The sequence below is a fragment of the Pseudomonas frederiksbergensis genome (genome assembly GCF_035751725.1).
GTDB lineage: Bacteria > Pseudomonadota > Gammaproteobacteria > Pseudomonadales > Pseudomonadaceae > Aquipseudomonas > Aquipseudomonas frederiksbergensis_A.
Genome location: NZ_CP142104.1, coordinates 2,115,566 through 2,133,794, shown reverse-complemented (window position 1 = coordinate 2,133,794; position 18,229 = coordinate 2,115,566). Strand labels below are relative to the sequence as shown.

The 18,229-nt window shown below is 59.4% G+C and carries 21 protein-coding genes and 1 tRNA gene; 7 read left to right on the top strand and 15 right to left on the bottom strand.

All coding sequences use genetic code 11. The features are described 5' to 3' along the window. Positions 1-138: 138 nt before the first annotated feature. The 4 genes from VQ575_RS09575 to VQ575_RS09560 all read left to right on the top strand — a co-directional run bounded on the left by VQ575_RS09575 (position 139) and on the right by VQ575_RS09560 (position 4,845). A complete protein-coding gene (locus tag VQ575_RS09575) occupies positions 139-2,160 on the top strand; it encodes a DKNYY domain-containing protein (RefSeq protein ID WP_325919522.1) in 2,022 nt (673 codons plus the stop codon). 82 nt (positions 2,161-2,242) lie between these two features. Further along, positions 2,243-3,148, top strand: a complete 906-nt coding sequence (gene gcvA, locus VQ575_RS09570; protein ID WP_039592836.1) for a transcriptional regulator GcvA — start codon at positions 2,243-2,245, stop codon at positions 3,146-3,148. A gap of 77 nt (positions 3,149-3,225) precedes the next feature. Next, on the top strand, positions 3,226-4,053 hold the full coding sequence (locus tag VQ575_RS09565) for a DMT family transporter (protein ID WP_325919521.1): 828 nt from the start codon (positions 3,226-3,228) through the stop codon (positions 4,051-4,053). 30 nt (positions 4,054-4,083) lie between these two features. Beyond that, the gene (locus tag VQ575_RS09560) at positions 4,084-4,845 is read left to right on the top strand and encodes an SDR family oxidoreductase (RefSeq protein ID WP_325919520.1); all 762 of its coding nucleotides are present in this window, start codon (positions 4,084-4,086) and stop codon (positions 4,843-4,845) included. A 112-nt stretch (positions 4,846-4,957) separates the two neighbouring features. On the opposite strand, the gene VQ575_RS09555 is transcribed toward VQ575_RS09560, so the two are convergent. From VQ575_RS09555 to thrS, 9 genes are all read right to left on the bottom strand, one after another. Beyond that, a tRNA-Pro gene (locus tag VQ575_RS09555) sits at positions 4,958-5,034 on the bottom strand. 90 nt (positions 5,035-5,124) lie between these two features. Beyond that, a complete protein-coding gene (locus tag VQ575_RS09550) occupies positions 5,125-5,481 on the bottom strand; it encodes a MerR family transcriptional regulator (RefSeq protein ID WP_003179985.1) in 357 nt (118 codons plus the stop codon). Beyond that, positions 5,462-5,764, bottom strand: coding sequence for an integration host factor subunit alpha (ihfA, locus tag VQ575_RS09545; RefSeq protein WP_002553164.1), 303 nt, complete (start codon positions 5,762-5,764; stop codon positions 5,462-5,464). The genes VQ575_RS09550 and ihfA overlap by 20 nt, the downstream gene beginning before the upstream one ends. Positions 5,765-5,767: 3 nt before the next feature. Beyond that, entirely contained in the window at positions 5,768-8,146 is a 2,379-nt protein-coding gene (gene pheT / locus VQ575_RS09540; RefSeq protein WP_045155604.1) for a phenylalanine--tRNA ligase subunit beta, read from the bottom strand. Between the two features lie 26 nt (positions 8,147-8,172). Further along, a complete protein-coding gene (gene pheS, locus VQ575_RS09535) occupies positions 8,173-9,189 on the bottom strand; it encodes a phenylalanine--tRNA ligase subunit alpha (protein ID WP_039592832.1) in 1,017 nt (338 codons plus the stop codon). Between the two features lie 109 nt (positions 9,190-9,298). Continuing rightward, a complete protein-coding gene (gene rplT / locus VQ575_RS09530; RefSeq protein ID WP_039592831.1) occupies positions 9,299-9,655 on the bottom strand; it encodes a 50S ribosomal protein L20 in 357 nt (118 codons plus the stop codon). Between the two features lie 30 nt (positions 9,656-9,685). Beyond that, positions 9,686-9,880 carry a 50S ribosomal protein L35 gene (gene rpmI / locus VQ575_RS09525; RefSeq protein WP_002553160.1) on the bottom strand — a complete coding sequence of 65 codons (195 nt, stop codon included), beginning with the start codon at positions 9,878-9,880 and terminating at the stop codon, positions 9,686-9,688. Positions 9,881-9,940: 60 nt separating this feature from the next. Further along, complete coding sequence (gene infC / locus VQ575_RS09520) at positions 9,941-10,492, bottom strand: translation initiation factor IF-3 (protein WP_169432615.1); 552 nt, start codon at positions 10,490-10,492, stop codon at positions 9,941-9,943. Next, the gene (thrS, locus tag VQ575_RS09515; RefSeq protein ID WP_024779373.1) at positions 10,492-12,414 is read right to left on the bottom strand and encodes a threonine--tRNA ligase; all 1,923 of its coding nucleotides are present in this window, start codon (positions 12,412-12,414) and stop codon (positions 10,492-10,494) included. Before thrS ends, infC begins: the two co-directional genes overlap by 1 nt. Before the next feature lie 374 nt (positions 12,415-12,788). Here thrS and VQ575_RS09510 point away from each other — a divergent pair, with 374 nt between their 5' ends. Continuing rightward, a complete protein-coding gene (locus tag VQ575_RS09510; RefSeq protein ID WP_039592830.1) occupies positions 12,789-13,091 on the top strand; it encodes a hypothetical protein in 303 nt (100 codons plus the stop codon). 289 nt (positions 13,092-13,380) lie between these two features. Continuing rightward, positions 13,381-13,593 carry a cold-shock protein gene (locus tag VQ575_RS09505; protein WP_003179963.1) on the top strand — a complete coding sequence of 71 codons (213 nt, stop codon included), beginning with the start codon at positions 13,381-13,383 and terminating at the stop codon, positions 13,591-13,593. A gap of 65 nt (positions 13,594-13,658) precedes the next feature. Here VQ575_RS09505 and VQ575_RS09500 read toward each other — a convergent pair whose 3' ends face one another. Together VQ575_RS09500 and VQ575_RS09495 are read right to left on the bottom strand one after the other, a co-directional pair. After that, entirely contained in the window at positions 13,659-13,973 is a 315-nt protein-coding gene (locus VQ575_RS09500; protein WP_039592829.1) for an I78 family peptidase inhibitor, read from the bottom strand. A gap of 163 nt (positions 13,974-14,136) precedes the next feature. Beyond that, positions 14,137-14,442 (bottom strand): hypothetical protein, encoded by a 306-nt coding sequence (locus tag VQ575_RS09495; RefSeq protein WP_039592828.1) that lies wholly within the window; start codon positions 14,440-14,442, stop codon positions 14,137-14,139. Positions 14,443-14,572: 130 nt separating this feature from the next. Here VQ575_RS09495 and VQ575_RS09490 point away from each other — a divergent pair, with 130 nt between their 5' ends. Continuing rightward, a complete protein-coding gene (locus tag VQ575_RS09490; RefSeq protein ID WP_039592827.1) occupies positions 14,573-14,770 on the top strand; it encodes a hypothetical protein in 198 nt (65 codons plus the stop codon). A gap of 42 nt (positions 14,771-14,812) precedes the next feature. Here the strand turns inward: VQ575_RS09490 and VQ575_RS09485 are convergent, their stop codons facing one another. The 4 genes from VQ575_RS09485 to VQ575_RS09470 are packed head-to-tail and all read right to left on the bottom strand — an operon-like array spanning position 14,813 to position 18,229. Then, the gene (locus VQ575_RS09485; protein ID WP_039592826.1) at positions 14,813-15,841 is read right to left on the bottom strand and encodes a nucleoside hydrolase; all 1,029 of its coding nucleotides are present in this window, start codon (positions 15,839-15,841) and stop codon (positions 14,813-14,815) included. Positions 15,842-15,870: 29 nt separating this feature from the next. Beyond that, positions 15,871-16,275 carry a D-ribose pyranase gene (rbsD, locus tag VQ575_RS09480; RefSeq protein WP_039592825.1) on the bottom strand — a complete coding sequence of 135 codons (405 nt, stop codon included), beginning with the start codon at positions 16,273-16,275 and terminating at the stop codon, positions 15,871-15,873. Then, complete coding sequence (gene rbsK, locus VQ575_RS09475) at positions 16,272-17,186, bottom strand: ribokinase (RefSeq protein ID WP_039592824.1); 915 nt, start codon at positions 17,184-17,186, stop codon at positions 16,272-16,274. Before rbsK ends, rbsD begins: the two co-directional genes overlap by 4 nt. Positions 17,187-17,209: 23 nt before the next feature. Further along, positions 17,210-18,229, bottom strand: coding sequence for a LacI family DNA-binding transcriptional regulator (locus VQ575_RS09470; RefSeq protein ID WP_039592823.1), 1,020 nt, complete (start codon positions 18,227-18,229; stop codon positions 17,210-17,212).

Genomic DNA, 18,229 nt, shown 5'->3' with positions numbered 1-18,229 from the left:
TGGGAAGAAGACAGGTATTGGTCCCCGTTTCAACATCGACAATATCAGGGTCGGCACTATACACAGGATCGCCACGGCGCTGGACAACCGCTCCCGCGCAACATCACCGGCTTGGCTCCATATTCAGGTCGCAGCAACATGACAGACACAGACACCGGTCTTGTCGACTGGGAGCCGCTCGACCTCGAATGGCATCAAGGCTTCGCGTTCGCGGACGGTGTGCTGCTGGGCGACGGGCGAGTGCCCGATGTGTACATCCTGCTCGACCCTGAAGGCGCACGCCCCGACGCGATAGCACGATTTGCCAGTGAGGGGCACTATCCTCCCTCGCCCCTCCTTGCCGGCCAGCCTATCTGGCGGCATCGGCGCAACCCTTGGCTGTTGCGCGATGCTCGAGGCGATTACTACTTGCTTCCCTCCTATCGCGCGCGCCACGGCTACCACGCGCTTCATGCGCTGCCGTTTCGGTTCGACGAGGGGCTGGAAAGCCTCGGCCACCAGTACTTGCGTGATCGGACGGGTGCCTATTGGTTCGGCGACTACGACATCACCCGGATCCGGGCGGCACGACACGACAGCCTGGCGCTGCTGGCATCATCGCCAGCCTCGGTGACTTCATCCTCTGCTCTGTTCAGCGACGGGGTGAGTATCTTTTTGCAAGGGCAATTCATCGCCAGCGCCCCGGCCCGGGTGCGGTATTGCAACCACCCGGCCTATCGAGTCATCGATGATCAGGTCTACAAGGGCTTCAAGCCTTTGCACCAGAAGGACGGCACACCGCTGCCGATCGAAAACCCGGACGGTTTCCAAATGCTCGCCCAACGCTGGGGAACGGATGGGCAATCAATCGTCGTGCAAGCGCAGCAGGGCTCGAGCGTTTCCTATGAATACTTCTACCGCATCGACAATGCCGACCTGGCAACTTTCACCGTACTCAACGAACGCTACGCCAAGGACAGCCGGCGCGCCTATTACCTGACCGGCAAAACCCTCCGCTACGTTGGCGATTTCCGGCTGCTCAAGCGCTGCCAACCGGTGTTCGACGAGTGCGGCCGCGTGGTCGGCAGCAGTGAATGCGAAGATGATTATTTTGCCGTGGACGACTCGTTCGTCTACGCCGCAGGGACCCGGCTGCGTGGCGCCCACGGTCCGAGCTTCCGCCACCTGGGGTTCGATTATTACCGCGACCATCAACACGTCTACAGGCGCCAGCAACGCTTGGATGTCGACGCGCAAAGCTTCGTAGTGACTCAGCTCTGTCAAAATGACCAGGACTACTGGCCCGTGCTGGCGGGCGACAAGCACGGCCCGCTGGGCTCTGGCGGGATCATCGACACAGCCATGCAAGAGGCATGGGCGCCCTACTTCGAGGCCCATCCGCAGTTGCAAGGTTATTGGTGGCACGATTTACAGGCATCGCCGGATACCAAGCAAACGCCCACTGAAACAGCGCCATTACAGGCTGTCGGCCTCGGTTTCGAGGTCGGCGGCCAGGTTTATTTCCATCGGCGTGTCATCAACGGGCTGGACGCCGCAAGTTTCAAGTTGCTGGGCAAGCACCTGTGCGGCGATGCACAGGGTTTGTACCTGATCCCATTTCATAACGCCGAAAAGCAAGTGCCCGAACGTTTTTCCCAAGAGCCCGTAGAGCGTTTCCGCGAACTCGGCGGGCCCTACCTGACGGACGGCAAGAGCGTGTTCTGCCACCGGATTTTCTATCATCCGCCCGAACCGATTCGTAAGGCACAACTTGCCACTTTCGAGTCCTGTGGGCATGGCTGGGCGAAGGACCAAGACACGGTGTATTACTACGGCGAGGCGAAAAGACGCCTGCATCCCGCCGATACCCGCATCCTCGGTACCTACGCCGTCAGCCCTGCACTGATCCTCTCGGAGGGCAAGCCCCTTGATGTAGCGTTCGACCCTGACGAAGTCCGCGTGCCGCATCCCGATTTCCTGCAATTGGGCACGCGCAAGTTGTTCTGCCATCGAAGGCCGGTGAGCGCCAAGCGTATCGACCTGGCCACCTTCGAATTCCTGAATGAGCGTTATGCCCGAGACAGCCAGCGGATCTACCACTACGACGGCTATGCAACGCTGACTGAAGTCGACGAAGCCCAGTATCGGCAGTCCCTGGTCGATACGGCGACCCACGCTTAGAAACCGCACCAACTCAAGGTATGGCTCTATCATGAGCTAACACTCATGATGCGCTTTTACGCCGAATTGCCGGGATACCTTGATGAGAGACCTGCCACCGACCGCCACGTTGCGTGCCTTTGAAGTCGCCACCCGACACCCCACGTTTACCGCTGCGGCGCAGGAGCTGCATGTGACGCAGAGCGCAGTCAGCCATCAGCTCAAGCACCTGGAGGCGCTTTGGGGTTTGCAGTTGTTCGAGCGTGGCAAATCACTCACCCTCACGGCAGCGGGGGCTACGCTGGCACCCATCGTGCGGGAATTCTTCATGAGCCTGGAAGCGACCCTGGGCGATCTGCGTGAACAAAAAGGCAGGGTCAGGCTCGAAGTCAGCACCACCTATTCCTTCGCACTGAAATGGCTGTTGCCACGCTTGCCGGGGCTTTCCCGCCACTATCCAGAACTGCTGGTCTCGCTGGACACCACGGACAAGATCATCCATTTCTCCAGCGCCCAAGCCGACGTCGCGATCCGGCTCGGCAAAGGCAACTACCCCGGCCTGTACTCCGAGTTCCTGTTCGGCGAGCAGGTGTTCCCCGTGGCAAGTCCCGATCTGCTGCAGCGCTTCGGCGCGCCAAACAGCCCCGCCGAACTGCTGCATTACCCGCTGCTGACCCGCGATGGCGCCGAGCTGGTACCGAAATGGGAGGACTGGTTTCAAAAGATCGGGCTGGAGTTCTTGCCGCTCAAGGAGAGCGTCAGGTTCGGCGACACCAACATGACGGTGGAGGCGGCGCTGCTCGGACAAGGGGTTGCCTTGGTCCGCAGCGGCCATGTTGAAACCGAAATCAGCGATGGTCGGCTGGTGCGGTTGTTCGAGGTGCCGTACCCATCGCCGCTTGCCTATTATTTTGTCTGCCCCAAGGGCATCGAATCGCAACCGCACATCGTCAGCTTTCGCCAATGGTTGACCAGCGAGGCGTTGAAAGTTCAAGACGCCTATGACTGATGCATGAGGCTTTACTCATGAAGCAATGAAGAGACTTCTCTGTAAGTCCGCCCGTCGGGTTGCCTAGAATGGCGACCATGCCTATTCACATCGTCCTGCTGGTTCTGTTCGCCGCGCTCCTGCATGCCAGCTGGAACGCCCTGCTGCGTGGCGGCTCGGATCGACTCTGGTCAATGACCGTGATGTGTATCGTCATCGCCATCGCCAGTGTCATCGCTGCAGTGTTCATGGTGGCACCAGCGCCGGCCAGCTGGGGCTATGGGATGCTTTCGGCATTGCTGCATGTCGGCTACAACCTGTTTTTGGTACGCAGCTACCGGGTCGGCGACCTGGGGCAGATCTATCCGATCTCACGTGGCTCGTCACCGGCGCTGATCACGCTCGGGGCCGCAGTCTTTGCCGGAGAAAGCATTACCCCCGGCGAACTGCTCGGTATCGGGCTGGTGTCGGGCGGAATCATTTCGCTGGCCTTCCGGGGACGCAGCCTGTCGGTTCCCAGCCTGCCCTACGCCCTGGGAACGGGTTGTTTCATCGCGGCCTACAGCGTCGTCGACGGCATTGGGGCCAGGCTCTCCGGCGCGCCGCTGGCCTACACGGTATGGATGTGCGCCTTGTGGGGTGTGTTGATGCCCCTGGTGTACATCGGCCTGCGCGATGCCCGCAGCTTGTTCTGCGTCCGCCCCGGAATACTCGCCGCCTCGGTCGGCGGGCTGGTCTCTCTGCTCGCCTACGCAATTGTCATTTACGCCATGAACGAAGCGCCTCTGGGCGCGGTATCGGCATTGCGCGAGACCAGCGTGTTGTTCGCGGTATTGATCGGCTATCTGTTCCTCGGCGAGACACTCACCGGCCGCCGGGTCCTGGCGTGCGTGGTGATCTCCAGCGGCATCTTCATCATCGGCTGACCCGACCCACTGCTCAGGAGGAAACTTCCAATGGCTAAGACTTCGCAGACACCCCTGATCCTGATAACCGGCGGAAGCCGCGGCGTGGGTGCCGCCACCGCGCGGCTCGCCGCCGCACAAGGCTACGACGTTGCCATCAGCTACGTCGCCAACGAGCCCGCCGCGCTGGCAGTGGTGGCAGATGTCGAGGCCATGGGACGGCGCGCGTTGGCCGTCCGCGCGGACAGTTCGCAGCCCACACAGGTCGCCGATTTATTCACAGCCATCGACCGCTCGTTCGGACGCATCGACGTCCTGGTCAACAACGCCGGGGTACTGTCGGCCCAGTCACGCCTGGAAGACCTCGCCTTCGAGCGCATGCAGCGCATCTTCGCAGTCAACGCCATCGGCCCGATCCTCTGCGCCCAGCAGGCGGTGAAGCGCATGGCCTACCGCCACAACGGCCCGGGCGGGGTCGTGATCAATATTTCCTCGGCATCGGCGCGCCTCGGTAGCCCCCATGAATATGTCGACTATGCAGCGTCAAAGGGGGCGCTCGAAACATTTACCATCGGGTTCGCCAAAGAGGTGGCGCGGGAAGGCATCCGCGTCAACTGCATCCGCCCCGGGCACATCTACACCGACATGCACGCCAGCGGCGGCGAGCCGGGACGGGTCGATCGCGTAAAGGACTCCATCCCGATGGGGCGTGGCGGCCAACCGGAGGAAGTGGCGCGGGCCATTCTATGGCTGGCGAGTGGGGAGGCATCGTTTGTGACGGGGACGTTTCTTGATGTGACTGGGGGGAAATGAGGTCTACCGCGGAAAATAAAAGCCCGGCTGAGGAGCCGGGACGGAGTCCCGTAAAAGTCACGCCCATGAAAAAGCCCAACTCGTAAAAGTTGGGCTAAGTCATTGAAAAATATGGTCGGGACGGAGTGATTCGAACACTCGACCCCTAGCACCCCATGCTAGTGCGCTACCGGACTGCGCTACGCCCCGACTAGGCGTGAATCTTGTTCCGCTTCTCAACGGAACGCTCAGGAATATATCGCAAGCTTTTGAAAACTGGAAGTATTTAAAAGCAGAAATTTATTTCTTGAGCACCACCAGCACATCTTCGAGCTCGGCGATCATCTGGCGGATCATTTGTTTGTACTGGGTTGTGTCGTCCTTGGCCTCGTCACCGGAGAGGCGCAGGCGCGCGCCGCCGATGGTGAACCCCTGGTCGTACAGCAGCGCGCGGATCTGCCGGATCATCAGCACGTCCTGGCGCTGATAATACCGGCGGTTTCCGCGGCGCTTGACCGGGTTGAGCTGAGGAAACTCCTGCTCCCAATAGCGCAGCACATGCGGTTTGACCGCACACAGCTCGCTGACTTCACCAATGGTGAAGTAGCGTTTGCCTGGGATGACGGGTAGCTCGTCGTTATGACTTGGTTCCAGCATAAGCCTCAACTCGGGCCTTCAACTTCTGCCCTGGACGAAAGGTGACCACACGGCGAGCCGTGATCGGGATTTCTTCCCCCGTTTTCGGATTGCGGCCAGGCCGCTGGCGTTTGTCCCGAAGGTCGAAGTTGCCAAAACCGGACAACTTGACCTGCTCGTTGTCTTCGAGAGCGTGCCTGATTTCTTCGAAAAACAGTTCGACCAATTCTTTGGCCTCCCGTTTATTCAGGCCCAACTCCTCATACAGACGTTCCGCCATCTCAGCTTTCGTCAGAGCCCCCATACGTCACTTCCTTAACGTGGCGTTCAACCTGTGTTCGAGCGAGGTGAGGATGTTCTGCGTTGCGGTATTCACCTCATCGTCATTAAGAGTGCGCGATGGATGCTGCCAGGTCAAGCCGACTGCAAGGCTTTTTCTATGCGGATCAATGCCTTTACCCTGATACACGTCAAATAGCCTGAGGTCCGTCAGCCACTCGCCTGCATTTTCACGAATTACTGCCAGTACGGCACTGGATGCAACGCCAACATCGGCCACCAGGGCGAGGTCGCGACGCACTTCAGGAAAGCGCGATAACTCTTGGAATTTCGGCATTTTTCCCTGGGCGACTTCGGCCAGGACCAGCTCGAAAACGAAGACTGGACGGTCGAGACCCAGGGTTTTGGACAGTTCAGGGTGGATCGCGCCGACGTAACCGACTTCGCGGCCGTCTCGCTCGATGCGCGCGGTCTGGCCTGGGTGCAGCGCCGGATGCTTGCCTGGAACGAAAGTGAACGCGTCGAGCGCACCGGCAAAGCCCAGCACCGCTTCCACATCAGCCTTGACGTCGAAGAAGTCCACGCCATCACGGCCTTGTGCCCAACCTTCCGGCAGGCGGCTGCCACATACGACACCGGCCAGCATCGGTTCCTGCTTCAAGCCATCCAACTGCCCCACGAAGCGCAGGCCGCTTTCGAACAAGCGCACCCGATCCTGTTGGCGGTTCAGGTTGTGCTGAAGCGACTTGACCAGGCCCGGCCACAGCGACGAGCGCATGGCCGCCATGTCATTGGAGATCGGGTTGGCCAGCAGCAGCGGCTGGACGCCTGGGTTGAACAGTTCAAACTGACGCGGATCGATGAAACTGTAGGTGATCGCCTCCTGATACCCACGAGCCACGAGCAGGCGACGCAACTCTGGCAGGTCGCTGCGAGCTTCGGCCTTGGCCTGTGGGGCCAGGCGCGCTTGCGGGTAGCGAACCGGCAGGCGGTTGTAACCGTACAGGCGGGCCAGCTCTTCGATCAGGTCGACTTCCAGGCTGATATCGAAGCGATGGCTTGGTACTTCGACTTGCCATTGCCCTTCCCCATCGGCACGGATGGTCAGCCCCAAGGCGCCGAGCAGGCGCTCGACTTCGGCCGGGTCCATTTCCATGCCGAGCATCTGGGTGATGCGCTGGGCGCGCAGGGTAACCGGTGCGATCTTCGGCAGGTGCTGCTCGCTGACGGTCTCGATGATCGGGCCGGCTTCGCCACCGGTGATTTCCAGCAGCAGGCCAGTGGCGCGCTCCATGGCTTCACGGGCCAGTTGCCAGTCCACGCCACGCTCATAGCGGTGCGAGGCGTCGGTGTGCAGGCCATAGGAGCGAGCCTTGCCGGCGACGGCGATCTGGTCGAAGAATGCGCTTTCAAGGAATACATCACGGGTCGTGGCGCAGACACCACTGTGCTCACCGCCCATCACGCCGGCAATCGCCAAGGCGCGGGTATGGTCGGCGATCACCAGTGTATCGCTGCGCAGGGCCACTTCCTGGCCATCGAGCAATACCAGCTTTTCGCCTTCCTCGGCCATGCGCACACGGATGCCGCCGTTGATTTCGGCGAGATCGAATGCGTGCAGCGGCTGACCCAGCTCAAGCATTACATAGTTGGTAATGTCGACGGCCGCGTCGATGCTCCGCACCTCGGAGCGTCGCAGGCGCTCGACCATCCACAGCGGCGTCGGCCTGGACAGGTCGACGTTACGAATCACGCGACCCAGATAACGCGGGCATGCGGTCGGTGCCAGGACTTCCACCGGACGGACTTCGTCGTGCACGGCCGAAACGTTCGCGACGATCGGGCGAGTGACCGGGGCGGCGTACAACGCACCGACTTCACGGGCCAGGCCAGCCACCGACAGGCAGTCGCCGCGATTTGGCGTCAGGTCGACTTCGATGCTCGCATCGTCCAGCCCCAGGTATTCACGGATGTCCTTGCCAACCGGCGCATCCGCTGGCAGCTCCATCAGGCCATCATTGCCTTCGCCAATCTGCAGCTCGGCCTGGGAACACAACATGCCGTTGGATTCGACGCCGCGCAGCTTGGCTTTCTTGATCTTGAAATCACCCGGCAGTTCGGCGCCGATCATGGCGAACGGGATCTTCAGGCCCGGGCGCACGTTTGGCGCACCGCACACGACCTGGAAAGTTTCCGCGCCGTTGCTGACCTGGCAAACCCGCAGTTTGTCGGCGTCAGGGTGCTGCTCGGTGCTCAGCACTTCCCCCACCACTACGCCGCTGAATGCACCGGCGGCCGGCGTCACACTATCGACCTCGAGGCCGGCCATCGACAGGCGAGCAACCAGCTCGTCCTGGCTTACCTGCGGGCTAACCCAGCCGCGCAGCCATTGTTCACTGAATTTCATCCTGCTCTCCTAAAGATTCGTTACGACTAGCGAAATTGCGCGAGGAACCGCAAGTCGTTGTCGAAGAACAGACGCAAGTCGTTCACGCCGTAACGCAGCATGGCCAGGCGCTCGACACCCATGCCGAAAGCAAAGCCCGAGAATTCTTCCGGGTCGATCCCGGACATGCGCAACACGTTCGGATGGACCATGCCGCAACCCATGACTTCCAGCCAACCGGTCTGCTTGCAGACGCGGCAACCCTTGCCGCTGCACATCACGCATTCCATGTCGACTTCGGCCGATGGCTCGGTGAATGGGAAGTACGAAGGACGGAAACGCACGGCCAGTTCTTTCTCGAAGAACACCCGCAGGAACTCTTCGATAGTTCCTTTCAGGTCGGCGAAATTGATGTCGCGATCTACCAGCAGGCCTTCGACCTGGTGGAACATCGGCGAATGGGTGATATCGGAGTCACTGCGGTACACACGGCCTGGGCAGACGATGCGGATCGGCGGCTGCTGCGATTCCATGGTGCGGACCTGTACCGGCGAGGTATGGGTGCGCAACAGCATGTTGGCATTGAAATAGAAGGTGTCATGCATCGACCGGGCCGGGTGATGGCCTGGGATGTTGAGCGCCTCGAAGTTGTGATAGTCGTCTTCGACCTCAGGCCCCTCGGCAATGCCGTAGCCGATACGGGTGAAGAACTGCTCGATGCGTTCCAGGGTGCGGGTCACCGGATGCAGGCCCCCAGAAGCCTGGCCACGGCCAGGCAGGGTCACGTCGATGGACTCGGCGGCGAGCTTGGCAGCCAGGTCCGCCTCCTCGAACAGCGCCTTGCGCGCATTGAGGACTTCTGTGACACGCTCCTTGGCGACATTGATCAGCGCACCGACCTGCGGACGCTCTTCGGCCGGCAGGTTCCCCAGGGTCTTCATCACCTGAGTCAACTCGCCTTTCTTGCCAAGGTAGTGAACCCGGATTTGCTCCAGGGCATTGATATCTTCAGCGCTTTGCACAGCCTCTAGTGCTTGAGCGACCAGCGCGTCCAGGTTTTCCATGTACAGACTCCAGATACAAAATAGGGGAAGAGCTTTAAGGCTCTTCCCCTATTTATGACGTTTGACACCCGGGCCCACAGAGGTGAGCCCCGGTGACTGCCGGGGGTACTTAAGCCAAGGTGGCTTTAGCTTTCTCGACAATCGCAGCAAACGCCGCTTTTTCGTTCACTGCCAGATCAGCCAGAACCTTACGGTCGATCTCGATGGACGCTTTTTTCAGGCCGGCGATGAAACGGCTGTAGGACAGACCGTAGGTACGAGCACCAGCGTTGATACGAGCGATCCACAGAGCGCGGAACTGACGTTTTTTCTGACGACGGTCACGGTAGGCGTATTGGCCTGCCTTGATTACGGCTTGCTTGGCAACACGGAATACGCGGGAACGCGCACCGTAGTAGCCTTTGGCAAGTTTCATAATTTTCTTGTGACGCTTACGGGCAATGACGCCACGCTTTACACGAGCCATGAGTTACTTCCTCTATTCTTGATCCAAAAATTAACGAAGGCGCAGCATGCGCTCGACTTTTGCCACGTCAGACGGATGCAGCAAGCTGCTACCGCGCAGTTGACGCTTACGCTTGGTCGACATTTTGGTCAGGATGTGGCTCTTGAAAGCGTGCTTGTGCTTGATGCCGTTAGCAGTTTTCAGAAACCGCTTAGCAGCACCACTTTTGGTTTTCATCTTTGGCATGTTCGGATACTCCGCATTCAGTTGATAAACATAATCGCAAGGCCTGCCGTGCCCTGGTGATTACTTCTTCTTTTTCGGGGCGATGACCATTATCAGCTGGCGTCCTTCCATCTTAGGATGCTGTTCGACCGAACCGTACTCGAGCAGGTCTTGTTCAACCCGCTTGAGGAGTTCCATCCCCAGCTCCTGGTGGGCCATCTCACGGCCGCGGAATCGCAAGGATACCTTGGCCCTGTCCCCGTCACTCAGGAAACGTACCAGGTTGCGCAGTTTTACCTGGTAATCCCCTTCCTCCGTCCCTGGACGAAACTTGATTTCTTTTACCTGAATCTGCTTCTGGTTTTTCTTCGCCGCGGCAATCTGCTTCTTTTTCTCGAAGATCGACTTGCCGTAGTCCATCACCCGGCAAACGGGTGGGACTGCGTCGGCGGAGATTTCCACCAGATCAAGCTTTGCTTCTTCAGCAATACGAAGCGCTTCATCAATCGAGACGATGCCAATCTGCTCGCCATCAGCGCCAATTAACCGAACCTCGCGTGCCGAGATATTCTCGTTGATCGGGGCTTTCGGTGCAGCTCGTTTATCTTGTCTCATTTCACGCTTAATAATAATTACTCCGAATCTGGGCGACCACGCCGGGAAACCGCTTGCGCGAGAAACTCAGCGAATTCGGCGACGGGCATCGAGCCCAGGTCAGCACCTTCACGAGTACGCACAGCGACAGTCTGCATCTCGACCTCCCGATCTCCGATAACCAAGAGAAAGGGAACCTTGAGCAAAGTATGCTCGCGGATTTTAAAGCCGATCTTTTCATTTCTCAAGTCGGACTTGGCACGAAATCCGCTTTGATTGAGAGTTTTTTCGACCTCGGCGGCAAAATCTGCCTGTTTATCAGTGATATTCATGATCACTGCCTGGGTCGGCGCCAGCCACGCGGGGAACGCGCCCTCGTAATGTTCGATCAAGATCCCGACGAAACGCTCGAAGGAACCGAGGATCGCGCGGTGAAGCATGACCGGGTGCTTGCGGCTGTTGTCTTCGGACACATATTCAGCGCCCAGACGGATCGGCAGGTTGAAATCGAGCTGCAAGGTACCACATTGCCAGACGCGACCGAGGCAATCTTTCAGCGAGAATTCAATTTTCGGACCGTAGAAAGCGCCCTCGCCCGGCTGCAGATCGTATGCAAGGCCTGCGCTATCAAGGGCGGCGGCCAGGGCGGCCTCGGCGCGATCCCACAGCTCGTCGGAACCGACGCGCTTTTCCGGACGAGTGGACAGCTTCATTTCGACTTCGGTGAAGCCGAAGTCGCGATAGACGTCCATGGTCAGCTTGATGAACGCAGCGGATTCGGCCTGCATCTGCTCTTCGGTGCAGAAGATGTGCGCGTCATCCTGGGTAAATGCCCGCACGCGCATGATGCCGTGCAGCGCGCCCGATGGCTCGTTACGGTGGCAGGCACCGAACTCGGCCAGGCGCATCGGCAACTCACGGTAGCTCTTCAGGCCTTGATTGAACACTTGCACATGGCAAGGGCAGTTCATTGGCTTGATGGCGTAGTCGCGGTTTTCCGACTGGGTGGTGAACATGTTGTCGGCGTAGTTGGCCCAGTGCCCGGATTTCTCCCACAGGCTACGGTCGACCACTTGCGGCGTCTTGATTTCCAGATAGCCGTTTTCACGCTGGACCTGGCGCATGTACTGCTCGAGCACCTGATACATCGTCCAGCCGTTCGGGTGCCAGAACACCATGCCCGGAGATTCTTCCTGGGTATGGAAAAGGCCCAGGCGCTTGCCGATCTTGCGGTGATCGCGTTTCTCGGCTTCTTCGATACGCTGGATGTAGGCGGCAAGTTGCTTCTTATCCGCCCAGGCGGTGCCGTAGACGCGCTGCAATTGCTCGTTCTTCGCATCGCCACGCCAGTAGGCGCCGGACAGCTTGGTCAGCTTGAAGGATTTGAGGAAACGTGTGTTCGGCACGTGGGGGCCACGGCACATGTCGACGTATTCTTCGTGGTAGTACAGGCCCATGGCCTGCTCGTCCGGCATGTCTTCAACCAGACGCAGCTTGTAATCCTCGCCACGGGCCTTGAATACTTCGATGACTTCGGCGCGCGGAGTGACTTTCTTGATGACGTCGTAATCTTTTTCGATCAGCTGCTGCATGCGCTGTTCGATCGCTGCCATGTCGTCCGGGGTAAAAGGACGCTCGAAGGCAATGTCGTAATAGAAGCCTTCGTCGATGACCGGCCCGATGACCATCTTCGCGCTCGGGTACAGCTGCTTGACCGCATGGCCGACCAGATGTGCGCAAGAGTGGCGAATGATCTCCAGCCCCTCTTCATCCTTTGGCGTGATGATTTGCAGCGTGGCATCGCTGTCGATGACATCACTGGCATCGACCAGTTTGCCGTTTACCTTGCCGGCCAGGGTGGCCTTGGCCAGGCCCGCGCCAATGGATGCGGCGACCTCGGCTACGGAAACCGGGTGGTCGAATGAACGTTGACTGCCGTCGGGAAGAGTAATAGTTGGCATGGCGCCTCCTCTCCTAGTGGTGACCCCTACCAAAGGTCACGTGGGTTGGGATGAGCCAGTACAAGATCCAGTCCAGGCCATTCAATGACGAACGCCTGCCTTACAGCGGCAGGAGCCTTGCGGCCAACCGGGAAAACCGAACCAGAGTGACTGGGATTCAAATCAGGGTTAATCGAACATTTACCGCCACCGGGACCTGTCGTCATCCGGAGCCTGAAAAATACCCGAGCCCGGCATCCTAGCACAGATGAACGGTCATCGCCGCGCTTGCATTCAAGCGAGCGTAAAACCCCGGCTTTTATGCCAAAGTGCTGAACTGAAGCGCCTGCAACCCCTCAGATAACAAGACATCGACCCGAAAGGAGCATCCCAGCATGCGTCTGAACACGTTTTTCGCAGTAGTCGGCCCACTCGCCCTGCTGTTGCCATTGACCGCCCATGCCGAATGGCCAAAAGGCGAGCGCGAAAAATACATGGCCCAGTGCACCCAGACGGCAACGCCACAGATCGGCGCGGCAGCCGCCAAATCCCACTGTGCCTGCGGCGCCGACGCGATCAAATCCTACCCAGCCAGGGATATCCAGGCGTTGATGGACAACAAGGCCACCCCGGAACTGCAACAGAAAGCACTCGGCCAGATCGCTAAATGCAAGGCTAATTCGCCGGCGAAAAAATAAGGAATTGGGCGCTGGGAAGGCGCCTGACAGGGATAAAAAGGCTTGAATAAGCGCTTTTTCCTACGATTTACGCAGGTTTTTCAGCTTTTTTTAATGTCTTTACGTTCGGCTGAAAGCCTTTTAAACCGGGGCTTTCAGCCCGATCCGACGGTAAAGAAAACACGACTGATTGGCAAACAGCTCGTCCGGGGGGCTCCCAAATCGAACATTTCGACTATGATACCCGGGTGTGCCCAGTTGGCCTGAGCAGCACAGTACACTGAAAATATATGTTTCTTGGAGATACACCATGTCTAATCGCCAAACCGGCACCGTTAAATGGTTCAACGATGAAAAAGGCTTCGGCTTCATCACTCCTCAAGGTGGCGGTGACGACCTGTTCGTACACTTCAAAGCTATCGAAAGCGACGGTTTCAAAAGCCTGAAAGAAGGCCAGACCGTTTCCTTCGTGGCTGAGAAAGGCCAAAAGGGTATGCAAGCTGCACAAGTTCGCCCAGAGTAATTTCCCGGCGCGCTAAAAAAACCCCGTCCATGTGACGGGGTTTTTTATGGCCAGCTAAAAAGCCCTTAGCCGCAATTCACCCGGTTGACCACCAGGTTCGCATCGGTGTTGAGATTCAGGCGATCGGAACGGTACTCAAGCGTCACCATGTCGTTGGGCTTGAGGATACGGGCGTTTTGCGCACCGGAACGGGTTCGTGCCTGTTCCAGCAACTGGGGCGAGGCCTGCTTTCCAATCGCGAACTCGGCAGCCTTCGCCTCGCAGCGGCTGTGCCCGGTGTCGGCCGCCACAGGATCAGGGGTCGATTCGGACGTGCTGCTGCAACCGCTCAAGAGCGCAGCGGCCAGCAAAGTACTCAATGACGCGAGCTTCCAAGGCATGAAGCCTCCTTTTTCAATGAATTACCAGAGAGCGTGCGACAACCCAAACGAAACTTGGTTTCAACACCAAGGCCATCATCGTGCCCTCACTCGGAAAAAACGGCAGTTTGCCTGAGCCCTGCCCACTGTTCACTGCTGAATCGTGACTGAATATGAATGGCACTTAGTAAATGTCGATGTAATCGAAAGGCGGGTTCGGCCAGTTCTCTTTCAATGCGTTGTAGATCTGCATGACCCAGACCTCATCGCTTGCCGCGATTTTTCCGACGTACCCCGAGCCCTTCGCCCACGTTTCAAGCCGGAACAGCAAACCCTGGATGTCGGCGCCCCCTACGACACCTGAAGAAATATAGGCGATACCGTCCTTGGTCACACGCAACTGGGTATGCTCGTCATCACTGGCGCAAGCCAGCAGATCACGCACCGCCTCCAGGGTGAATTTCTCAGGATCCTTCAAGTCGATCTGCACGCTGGGGCTCCCGCGAAAAATAAAAAACCGAGTGTCGCACAGGGCTCGCCTGATGCCTAAGTCGCACTGCCAAACGCACTTCAAAAATGGTTAACTCAGCCTACAGACCTCCCAACCTGCGAGCCCCGCCATGAGCATCGTCAGCATCGAAGCCACCATCAACGCAAAATGGGCGCAGGGTCACAGCTCATACAGCCCAGGCAGCCCGGAAGAACTGGCGATCATCAGCATTGAGCTACTGGTCAAGGAACTGGGAACGCAAGCCGCGCAGAACTTCGTCAAGCAGGCGTTCGAACGCTACCCGAGCATGATCGAGACGACTGAATAAGGCTCCCACAGGCCTAAACCTGCGGGGCCGGCACCAGATGGGTTACTTGAGACGCGCCAATCGCTCGGTCAGCAGATCGAAGAACCCCTGGGCATCGCCATCCTTCACCCAGAACGCATTCTTTGGCGCTTTCAGGCCGTCGTACCAATCGACGACGGTCTGCCCGAAAGTCGGGCCTTCACGACTGTCCACCACCAGGTTGACCGAACGCCCGCTAAACAACTGCGGCTTGAGCAGGTAGGCGATCACGGTCGCGTCATGCACCGGCCCGCCTGTCATGCCGTAATGCTCCATGTCGCCCTTGACGTATTCGTTGAGAATGTCGCCGACCAACTTGCTCGCATTATTGTTCAGTGCTGCGATCTGCTTCAGGCGCGCCTCGCTGGTGAGGATCTTGTGGGTCACGTCCAACGGCAGATAGGTCAGCTTCACACCGCTTTTGGCGACGATCTCCGCCGCCTGGGGATCGGCATACAGATTGAATTCGGCCACCGGCGTGATATTGCCGCCGTTGAAGTGCGCGCCACCCATGATCACCACTTCCTTGATGCCCTGGACGATCCCAGGCTCTTGGACCAGCGCCAACGCCAGGTTGGTCTGTGGACCGAGCATGGCAATGGTGATGCTGTGGGGCTTGGCTGCCTTGAGCGTCTCGATCAGGTAATTGACGGCATTGCCTTCGGCCAAGCCTTTCTTCGGCTCATGCACGGTGACACCCGACAAACCCTCCTTGCCATGGATGTTTTCCGCGTAGATGGGCGTGCGCATCAACGGTTTCGGCGCACCGGCATAGACCGGCACCTCTTCGCGCCCCGCCCACTCACGGGCCAGGCGAGCGTTGCGCGATGTCTTGTCCAGCCGCACGTTGCCCGCCACGGTGGTCAAGGCGCGAATGTGCAGCTCCTCGGGAGATGCCAGGGCGAACAACAGCGCAACCACATCGTCGGCGCCTGGATCGGTGTCGATGATCAAGTCGATTTTTTCTGCCGCCTGGGCGCTAGTAGTCGTAATGAATGACAAAAGCAGCAGACTCCGCAACAGTTGACGCATTTTCCGAGCATAGCGGTGCATGGCGCACTCCTTGTGCAGGTGGATGAAATCTAGAACGTGACGCCAGCGATCAGCACCACGTTGCAATACGGAGAGCATTCTCCGGTGCGAATGATCGCCCTCGCCTCGCGCGTAAGGACCTTGAATTGCTCGTGGCTCACCAACTCCCGCGAACCCAGCGCGCCTTCGGCATGCAGCGCCTCCAACGTGGCGAGTGCTGACGGTTGCCTGTCGAGGATTTCCTCGGCCAGCACATGGCTTTCGACCTGCATCTCACTGAGCAGCACGTTCAAGGTACTGACAAAATCGGGGATGCCATGGGTCAACGCAAGGTCGATCAATTCGACGTGCGGCGGCACCGGCAGCCCAGCGTCACCGATCACCACCTTGTCGCCGTGGCCGAGCGAGGCGATCAGGCGTGACAAGGCAATATTCAACAAAGGGGTCTTTTTCATGATTCGAACGCCTGTACTTCAAGCAATGCGGGAATGGAAGGCTGCGCGCCCGCGCGGGTGACCGACAGCGCAGCGGCGACCTGGCCGAAACGAATGGCCTCGACTTCGTCCTTGCCATTTGCCAAGGCCGCCGCGAAGCCGCCGACAAACGTATCGCCGGCCGCCGTGGTGTCCACCGCCTTGACCCGCGGCGCCGGGAAGTGTTCGAAGCTCGTTCCGTTGGCGAACATCAACCCCTGCCCCCCCAGCGTTACGATCACCTTGCCGGCACCGGCCGCGATCAATTGCGTCGCCGCCGCTTCGGCGGTTTCCAGGGAATCCACGGCCAGGCCACTGAGCACCATCGCCTCGCTTTCGTTGGGGATCAGGTAGTCGACGTAGGCATACCAGTCGCTCGGCAAGGCGTGGGAGGCCGGCGCCGGGTTGAGGATGACGATCTTGCCGAGCTCACGGCCGCGCTTGAGCGCATGCCCGACAGTGGCATCCGGCACTTCTAGCTGGCAGACGATCACGTCAGCGCCTTGCAGCACTGCGTCGAAACTGTCGAGGACGCTGGGCGTCAGCTCACCGTTGGCGCCGGCGACGATAACGATCGCGTTCTGGCTGTTGTCGTCGACCACAATCAGCGCCACGCCGCTGGCCCCCTCCACCACGCTGACCGCCTGACAATCGATGCCCTCGGCCAGCAACGCACCACGCAACTGCTGCCCATAAGCGTCATTGCCGACGCAACCGACCATGGCCACTTGCGCACCCAGGCGCGCGGCAGCCACCGCCTGGTTGGCGCCCTTGCCGCCCGGGATGGTGGAGAACGACTCTCCGATCAGCGTTTCGCCACCACGGGGCAGACGCGGCGCGCGCGTCACCAGGTCCATGTTCAGACTGCCTATTACCACTACTTTTGCTGGCATACATCATTACTCGTCAATTCGGTTCAGCGGTATTGGGCGAATGTACCGGACAACGGCGCAGTCGATTCCCGCAAGACAATGCTCGGCGTCACGATCCGCTGATCAGTGGCAAGCCCCGGCGTTGCGATCCGCCGAAGCAGCACCTCGGCCGCCATCTCCCCCAGGTCCAGGATCGACTGCCCTACCGTGGTGAGCGCCGGGTAGACGTAACGGCTCATCTGGATGTCATCGAAGCCGATGATCGACAATTCGCTGGGCACGCGGACGTTGCGTTCGGCGGCGGCGCGCAATGCACCGATGCCAATCATGTCGTTGGCCGCGAAAATCGCACTGGGTGGCTGCTGCTCAAGCAGTCGGGCCGCCGCCCGGTAACCGCCGATACTGGTGAAATCGCTTTCGAGCATGCGCTCGACGGGCAGCTCGATTCCCGCCTCTTCCAGTGCACGGCAGTAACCCGCCAGGCGCATTTGCGCCACGCTGGTGTCCGCGGGGCCGCCGATAAAGGCAATGTCGCGATGTCCCAGGTCCAGCAGATGCCGGGTTGCCAGGTAGGCACCATATTCATGGTCGATACGGACCAGGTCCGCGTCCACTCCATCGAGGCCGCGGTCCACGATCACCATCGGCGTACGCACATTGGTCAAGCCCTCGGCCAGGCCCACATCGCCCCCGGCCGACGCCACGATCAATCCATCGATACGTTTTTCCAGCAGCACCCGCAGATAACTGCGCTGCTTGTCCGGGTTGTCATCGGAATTGCAGAGGATCACGCAGTAACCATTGCGCTCACAGTAATCCTCTATCCCGCGGGCCAGCTCGGCGAAGTACGGGTTGAGGCTGTTGGGCACCAGCAGGCCAATGGTGGCCGTGGTCTTGGCCTTGAGCGAGCGCGCCACCGCACTGGGCACGTAGTCCAATCGCTCGATGGCGGCCTCCACCTTGCGCCGCACCTCGTCACTGACCGGCCGCGTCTTGTTCACCACATGGGACACGGTCGTGTAGGAAATCCCGGCGAGCGCCGCCACATCCTTGATCGTCGCCAT